7 protein-coding genes and 1 pseudogene are annotated in these 6611 nt (G+C 63.2%); 4 read left to right on the top strand and 4 right to left on the bottom strand.

Annotated elements, in window-relative coordinates; genetic code table 11:
- The 3 genes and pseudogenes from I5M_RS31420 to I5M_RS14250 all read right to left on the bottom strand — a co-directional run.
- Positions 1-154: pseudogene (locus I5M_RS31420) on the bottom strand (ATP F0F1 synthase subunit C); the annotation flags it as partial.
- Positions 155-202: 48 nt separating this feature from the next.
- Positions 203-949: a F0F1 ATP synthase subunit A gene (locus I5M_RS14255; protein ID WP_022722011.1), complete on the bottom strand. Its 747-nt coding sequence runs from the start codon at positions 947-949 to the stop codon at positions 203-205.
- Between the two features lie 68 nt (positions 950-1017).
- Positions 1018-1404, bottom strand: coding sequence for an AtpZ/AtpI family protein (locus tag I5M_RS14250; protein ID WP_022722010.1), 387 nt, complete (start codon positions 1402-1404; stop codon positions 1018-1020).
- A gap of 296 nt (positions 1405-1700) precedes the next feature.
- On the opposite strand from I5M_RS14250, the gene I5M_RS14245 reads away from it, so the two are divergent.
- Genes I5M_RS14245 through I5M_RS14235 form a run of 3 tightly spaced genes read left to right on the top strand, consistent with a single transcriptional unit; the run spans position 1701 to position 3433 of the window.
- Positions 1701-2324, top strand: a complete 624-nt coding sequence (locus I5M_RS14245) for a 2-hydroxychromene-2-carboxylate isomerase (RefSeq protein ID WP_022722009.1) — start codon at positions 1701-1703, stop codon at positions 2322-2324.
- A 43-nt stretch (positions 2325-2367) separates the two neighbouring features.
- Positions 2368-2928: a hypothetical protein gene (locus tag I5M_RS14240; protein ID WP_022722008.1), complete on the top strand. Its 561-nt coding sequence runs from the start codon at positions 2368-2370 to the stop codon at positions 2926-2928.
- A 31-nt stretch (positions 2929-2959) separates the two neighbouring features.
- Positions 2960-3433: a secondary thiamine-phosphate synthase enzyme YjbQ gene (locus I5M_RS14235; RefSeq protein WP_022722007.1), complete on the top strand. Its 474-nt coding sequence runs from the start codon at positions 2960-2962 to the stop codon at positions 3431-3433.
- A gap of 339 nt (positions 3434-3772) precedes the next feature.
- On the opposite strand, the gene I5M_RS14230 is transcribed toward I5M_RS14235, so the two are convergent.
- Positions 3773-5437 (bottom strand): MFS transporter, encoded by a 1665-nt coding sequence (locus I5M_RS14230; protein WP_022722006.1) that lies wholly within the window; start codon positions 5435-5437, stop codon positions 3773-3775.
- 314 nt (positions 5438-5751) lie between these two features.
- Here I5M_RS14230 and I5M_RS14225 point away from each other — a divergent pair, with 314 nt between their 5' ends.
- Positions 5752-6426, top strand: a complete 675-nt coding sequence (locus tag I5M_RS14225; RefSeq protein ID WP_022722005.1) for a response regulator transcription factor — start codon at positions 5752-5754, stop codon at positions 6424-6426.
- Positions 6427-6611 lie beyond the last annotated feature (185 nt).

Here is a 6611-nt window from a genome sequence, read left to right as displayed (position 1 = left end):
AATCAGGTTGCCGAACTGGCCTTGAGCGGCCGACGGGGTTGCGCACCGCAGCGCCAAGGTAGTTGCCGAAGATGATGCCAACGCCGGCGCCGGCGCCGCCCATGCCGATGCAGGCAATACCAGCGCCAATGTACTTCGCGGCAATCGGATCCATTGTAACGAACTCCTGTTGGGGTTTGGTTGGTGGTGTCTGTGAGTGGCCTTAGTGGCCCGGATGCATCGCGTCGTTGAGATAGATGCAAGTCAGGATCGCGAACACGTAGGCCTGCAGGAATGCGACCAACAGCTCGAGCGCGGTGAGGGCGACCACCATGAACAGCGGCAGCGCGGCGCCGAAGTAACCGGCGATGCCGATGCCGGCCAGCAGCGGAATGAAGCTCGCGAACACCTTCAGCGCGATGTGGCCCGCCAGCATGTTGGCGAACAGACGCACCGAGTGCGAGATCGGCCGCAGGAAGAACGAGAACACTTCGATGAACACGACCAGCGGCAGCACGAAGACCGGGATGCCCGACGGCACGAACAGCTTGAAGAACTTCAGGCCGTTCTTGGCGAAGCCGTAGATGATGACGGTCAGGAACACCAGGAACGCCAGCGCGGCGGTCACGATGATGTGGCTGGCGATCGTGAAGTTATAGGGGATGATGCCGACGAGGTTCGACACGCAGATGAACATGAAGATCGAGAACACCAGCGGGAAGAACTTCATGCCTTCCTTGCCGGCCGTCGACCTGATCGTGTTGGCGACGAATTCGTACGACAGCTCGGCTATCGACTGGAAGCGGCCCGGCACCAGCTGACGACCCGAGGCCAGCATCAGAATGCCGATCAGCGCCACCGTGGCGAACATGTAAGCCGACGAATTGGTGAAGGCGATTTCCTGCCCGCCGATGTGACCGATGGTGAAGAGCTTGTGGATCTGGAACTGATGAATCGGATCGGCGGCCATTCGAATCTCGGTCTGTCGGTGTCGCGTTGCGCGGAATACGCTCGATCGTCGGCGCTTGAAGGATCTGGTCAGAGCCGCTCGGACTGCTTCGACATCACGCCCGCGGACCTCATCACGTTGATCACGCCGGCGATGAAACCGACCAGCGCGAACACGATGAGCCCCCAAGGCGAGATCGACAGCAAACGATCGAAGCCCCAACCGAGAGCCGCTCCGCCGAGGACGCCGGCGACCAGTTCGGATGAAAGCCGAAAACCGAGCGCCATCGCCGAGGCTCTGGCAGGTCCGTCTTCACTTCCTGATCCGGATTGGTCCGTCTGGATCTTCCGGCTGTCCCGCGAATGGGCCAGTCGTTGTTCCAGGCTTCCGAGCCTTGCGGAAAGCGCAGCTTCCTCGGGCGTCTTGTCGCCGTTCCCACCGCTCTGCTTGCTACCTTTGTGCGTGTCATCCGCCATTGTGTGGAGACTCGAAAAAGGTGCTGCAGAATAATGGAAAAAACGCCCCGTGACCCTCGAAAGCCGCGCGGACCATACTGACCGCATGGGGGCGAGTCAAGATTCGGTCGCAGCCCATTAGGGCATTGTTTTGGCTGATTTTATTGGAGATTCGGCGAGTCTGCGCCAAGTTGTCCGCAGAGCGTTGTCGCACTGCGCTATGATCTGGCGAAGCTTGCCTGCTACTCTCGTTCGCATCAGGCTACCCTGCGGCGAGCCTTTCGCTGCCCGCCGCCTCATCCAGCATCGGAAACCGCATGTCCCGCTCGGTCGACTACTATTTCTCGCTGCAATCGCCCTGGGCCTATATCGGCCATGGTCCGTTCCGCGCGGTCGCCGATCGCTATGGTCTCACGGTGGTCTACAAGCCGGTGCTGCTCACCGGGCTGTTCGCTGAAACCGGGGGGCTGCCGCTGGCCAAGCGTCACCCGGCGCGGCAGCGCTATCGGCTGGTCGAGTTGCAGCGCTGGCGTGACAAGCGCGGCCTCGACTTCAAGTTGTGGCCCAAGCATTGGCCGTTCGATGCCCGGCTGGCCGACGGCATGGTGCTGGCGATCATCGAGGCGGGGCTCGATCCCGAAGCCTATCTCCAGAAAGCCTATCCGGCGGTGTGGGAGCGCGAACTCGATCTCGCCGATTCGGCCGTGCTGTCGGCGCTGGCGGACGAGGCCGGGTTGCCGGGCGCGCAATTGGTGGCGCGCGCCGCCTCCAGCGAAATCGCCGCCGCCTACGAGCAGAATCGCCACGATGCGATGACCGCCGACGTGTTCGGCTCGCCGGCCTACGTGCTGGACGGCGAGGTGTTCTGGGGCCAGGACCGGATCGAACTAATGGACGACGCGTTGAAATCCGGACGTGGGCCTTACCGGGCGCCGGACTGACGCCCATATCGGGCGGGTTGGCAGCCTAGCAACGGAGCATCCGATGACGCTGGCGACTCACCTGATTTCGAAAGGGGGCAGCACCGTGCCGCGCGTTGTGGGTCTGGCTGCACTGGTCGTGCTTGGCGCCGGTTCTGCCTGGGCGGAGAACCTGCCGGATAGTGAGAACGGCCGCTATACGTTTCAGCCGGCGACCGAGGGCGTGCTTCGCCTCGACACGCGTAACGGGCAGGTTTCGACCTGCCGCGACAAAGGCGACGGCTGGGCCTGCTACGCTGTGCCTGACGAACGCGCCGCTTATGACGAAACGATCGGCCGGCTGCAGGCCGAGAACGAGCGGCTGAAGGCCGACAACGATCAGCTCAAGGCGCAGCTTACTGCGGCCGGGACGTCGTCCGGCAAGATTGCCGAGGCGCTGCCCAAGTCCGACAAGCTGCCGCAGCCCGAGATCACCAACAAGGACGGCCAGCGCAAGCTCGAGATCCCGTTGCCGAGTGATCAGGATGTCGACCGGGTGATGGGCTTTCTCGAGCGCGCCTGGCGCAAGCTGATCGACGTCGCCAACCGCGTCCAGCGCCAGGCCACCGGCGGCGACAGGACATAAGTCGCGCGCTGTATCAGGAACGACCAATATCATGAGTTCGACGCGCAGCTTGTCACGCGCCCCGGTCACGATCGCCGCAGCGACGCAGGTCGCTTCGTCGGTTCTCACCGTTCAGACGTCAGGTGCCGGCTTCATCGATATCACCAGCGAGGTGGCGAAGTTCGTCGCCGAGGCCGGAGCCGGCGAGGGCGGTCTCACCGTTTTCGTTCGCCACACCTCGGCGTCACTGACCATCCAGGAGAACGCCGACCCGACCGTGCTGGCCGATCTCACAACCGTGCTGAACGGCCTGGCCCCGGAGACGGCGCGCTGGCAGCACGACACCGAGGGCCCGGACGACATGCCGGCCCACGTCAAGACGATGCTGACCTCGGTCTCGCTACAAATCCCCGTACTGCAAGGCTGCCTCGCGCTTGGCACCTGGCAAGGCATCTACCTCATCGAACACCGCCGCCGCCCCCACCGCCGCGAGGTGGTACTGCAGTTCATCGGGATGGTGAAGTGATCACCACTGTAGTAATTCGCCCCGTCATCGCGAGGAGCGAAGCGACGAAGCAATCCAGCTCAGTGCACCGAGCTGGATTGCTTCGCTGCGCTCGCAATGACAACGCTCAGCGTCATCCTGAGGTGCTCGCCCGCAGGGCGAGCCTCGAAGGATGGGCCGCAGGTACTCGGAGCCGCATCCTTCGAGGCTCGCTGCGCTCGCACCTCAGGATGACGCTTCGCGCGTAGTTGCGTCGTCGAGTCGTGGCCGTTTGGCCCGTCGTGAACTGGCGTACTTCAAAATGAAAACGGCCGCGGATCGCTCCGCGGCCGTTGTTAGTCGTGCGCCTCAGCGAGCCTGTCAGGTCCGGCTGATATCGACGTTCTTGGTTTCCGGCAGGAAGATCAGGCCGACCACCACCGTGATGCTCGCGAATACGATCGGGTACCACAGGCCGGCGTAGATATCGCCGGTCGAGGCCACGATCGCGAAGGCGGTCGCCGGCAAGAGGCCGCCGAACCAGCCGTTGCCGATGTGATAGGGCAGCGACATCGAGGTGTAGCGGATCTTGGTCGGGAACAGTTCAACCAGCATCGCGGCGATCGGGCCGTAGACCATCGTTACGAACAGCACCAGGATGAACAGCAGGCCGATCACGGCCGCCGTGGCGGGCTTGAAGATGTCGAACGGGTTGGACATCTTCACCACTTCGGCGTTGCCGGCCTTCGGGTAACCGGCTTCCTGCGCCGCAGCCAGCACCGCCGGATTGGAGGTCTTGGCGTCGGTGTAGGGGATCTCCTTGTCGTTCACCATCACCTTCACGCCCGAGCCGGCCGGAGCCTTCACGGTCGAGTACTTGATCGACGACTGCGACAGGAACGCACGCGCGGTGTCGCAGGGCGCGGTGAACACGCGGGTGCCGACCGGGTTGAACAAGTCACCGCAGCCCGCCGGATCAGCGACGACCTGGACCTTGACGGTCTCGATCGCCTTTTCCAGCGCCGGGTTGGCGTAGGTGGTGATCGCCCGGAAGATCGGGAAGAAGCTCAGCGCCGCGATCAGACAGCCGGTCAGGATGATCGGCTTGCGGCCGATCTTGTCCGACAGCCAGCCGAACACGATGAAGAAGCCGGTGCCGAGCAGCAGCGACCACGCGATCAGCAGGTTGGAGGTGTAGCCGTCGACCTTGAGGATCGATTGCAGGAAGAACAGCGCGTAGAACTGGCCGGTGTACCAGACCACGCCCTGGCCCATCACGGCGCCGAGCAGCGCGATCAGCACGATCTTGGCGTTGCCCCAGTTGCCGAAGGCTTCGGTCAGCGGAGCCTTGGAGCTCTTGCCCTCGTCCTTCATCTTCTGGAATACCGGTGACTCGTTGAGCCGCATCCGGATCCAGACAGAAACGCCGAGCAGCGCAATCGAGACCAGGAACGGGATGCGCCAGCCCCATTTGGCGAACTCGGCTTCACCCAGAATGGTGCGGGTCGCGAGAATCACCAGCAGCGACAGGAACAGGCCCAGCGTTGCGGTGGTCTGGATGAAGGATGTGTAGTAGCCGCGTTTGCCGGGCGGGGCGTGCTCGGCCACGTAGGTGGCGGCGCCGCCGTATTCGCCGCCGAGCGCGAGGCCCTGCAGCAGGCGCAGCGAGATCAGGATGATCGGCGCGGCGATGCCGATGGTGGCCGCGTTGGGCAGCAGGCCGACGATGAAGGTCGACAGGCCCATGATCAGGATGGTGACCAGGAAGGTGTATTTACGACCGACGATGTCGCCGACCCGGCCGAACACGATGGCGCCGAACGGGCGCACCAGGAAGCCGGCGGCAAACGCCAGCAGCGCGAAAATATCGCGGGTGGCAGGCGGATAGGCGCTGAAGAATTGCGCGCCGATGATCGCGGCGAGCGAACCGTACAGATAGAAATCGTACCATTCGAAAACGGTACCGAGCGACGACGCGAGAATCACGAAGCGCTCGTCCTTGGTCATTCCGCTGGACCGGACTGACGTCGCGGCGAGTGTGGACATCGGCGGTTGCCTCCCCTTGGGCTGCTATGGCGTTTTTTTGTTTCCGCTCCACGGAGTTTTGGTACGTGGATACGGTCACTTATTGTACGCTACCATCCCTTGGTGGAGCCGGCATTACGACTTTCGGAGCGGATTTGGCTGGATTCTTGCGCTTGCTCAATGTTTTTGCTGCGACCGGGAGGCAGGATGATTTTGACAGGGCTTTACCGTTCGCCTTGCCGGCCGTCCAAACCAGGGCGACACTCCTGTCCGACCTGCAGCCGCGGGCCGGAATGCATCATGCTTTTGGTTCAAGCCTGCGAGTAAGGGACATCATGAGCACCGCCGCCACGCATCTGATCATCGCCGACGACCATCCTCTGTTTCGCGACGCGTTGCGCCTGGCTGTCGCCAGCGTGGTGTCGCAGGCCAAGATCGGGGAAGCCGGTTCCTTCGAGGAACTTACCGCGATGCTCGAGCGCGACGGCGACACCGACCTGGTCTTGCTCGACCTCAAAATGCCCGGGATCAGCGGCTTTTCGGGGCTGATCTATCTGCGGGCGCAATATCCGGCCATTCCGGTCGTGGTGGTGTCGGCCAGCGACGATGTCGAGACCATCCGCCGCTCGCTCGATTTCGGCGCCTCCGGCTTCGTACCCAAACGGTTCGGCGTCGAGAAGCTCGGCGAGGCGATCCTGCGGGTACTCGACGGCGACGTCTGGGTGCCGCCGGATGTCGACCTGTCGGCGGCCGCCGATCCGGAGACCACCAAGCTGCGCGACCGCTTGGTGACCCTGACGCCGCAACAGGTCCGGGTGCTGATGATGCTGTCCGAGGGCCTGCTCAACAAGCAGATCGCCTACGAGCTCGGGGTGTCGGAAGCCACCATCAAGGCCCACGTCTCGGCCATCCTGCAAAAGCTCGGCGTCGAAAGCCGCACCCAGGCCGTGATCGCCGCCGCCAAGATCTCCGGCAACCAATGGCGCCAGGAAGAACCGATCGCGTCGTAAGTCTCTCCTTCCTTTCCTATCCTAGATTATCGTCATGGCCGGGCTTGTCCCGGCCATCCACGTCTTTGGGCGTGGCAACGCAGCAAGACGTGGATGCCCGGCACAAGGCCGGGCATGACGGAACTAATCAGCTGGAAGTTAGCAGACCGCCTCAGCCACGCTCTGTTGCCCATCCCCGTCATGCG

Source organism: Rhodopseudomonas sp. B29 (assembly GCF_000333455.1).
In the GTDB taxonomy this organism is placed as follows: Bacteria; Pseudomonadota; Alphaproteobacteria; order Rhizobiales; family Xanthobacteraceae; genus Rhodopseudomonas.
Note: the sequence above shows the minus strand (reverse complement) of the source record. Positions and strands in the feature narration are given on the sequence as shown.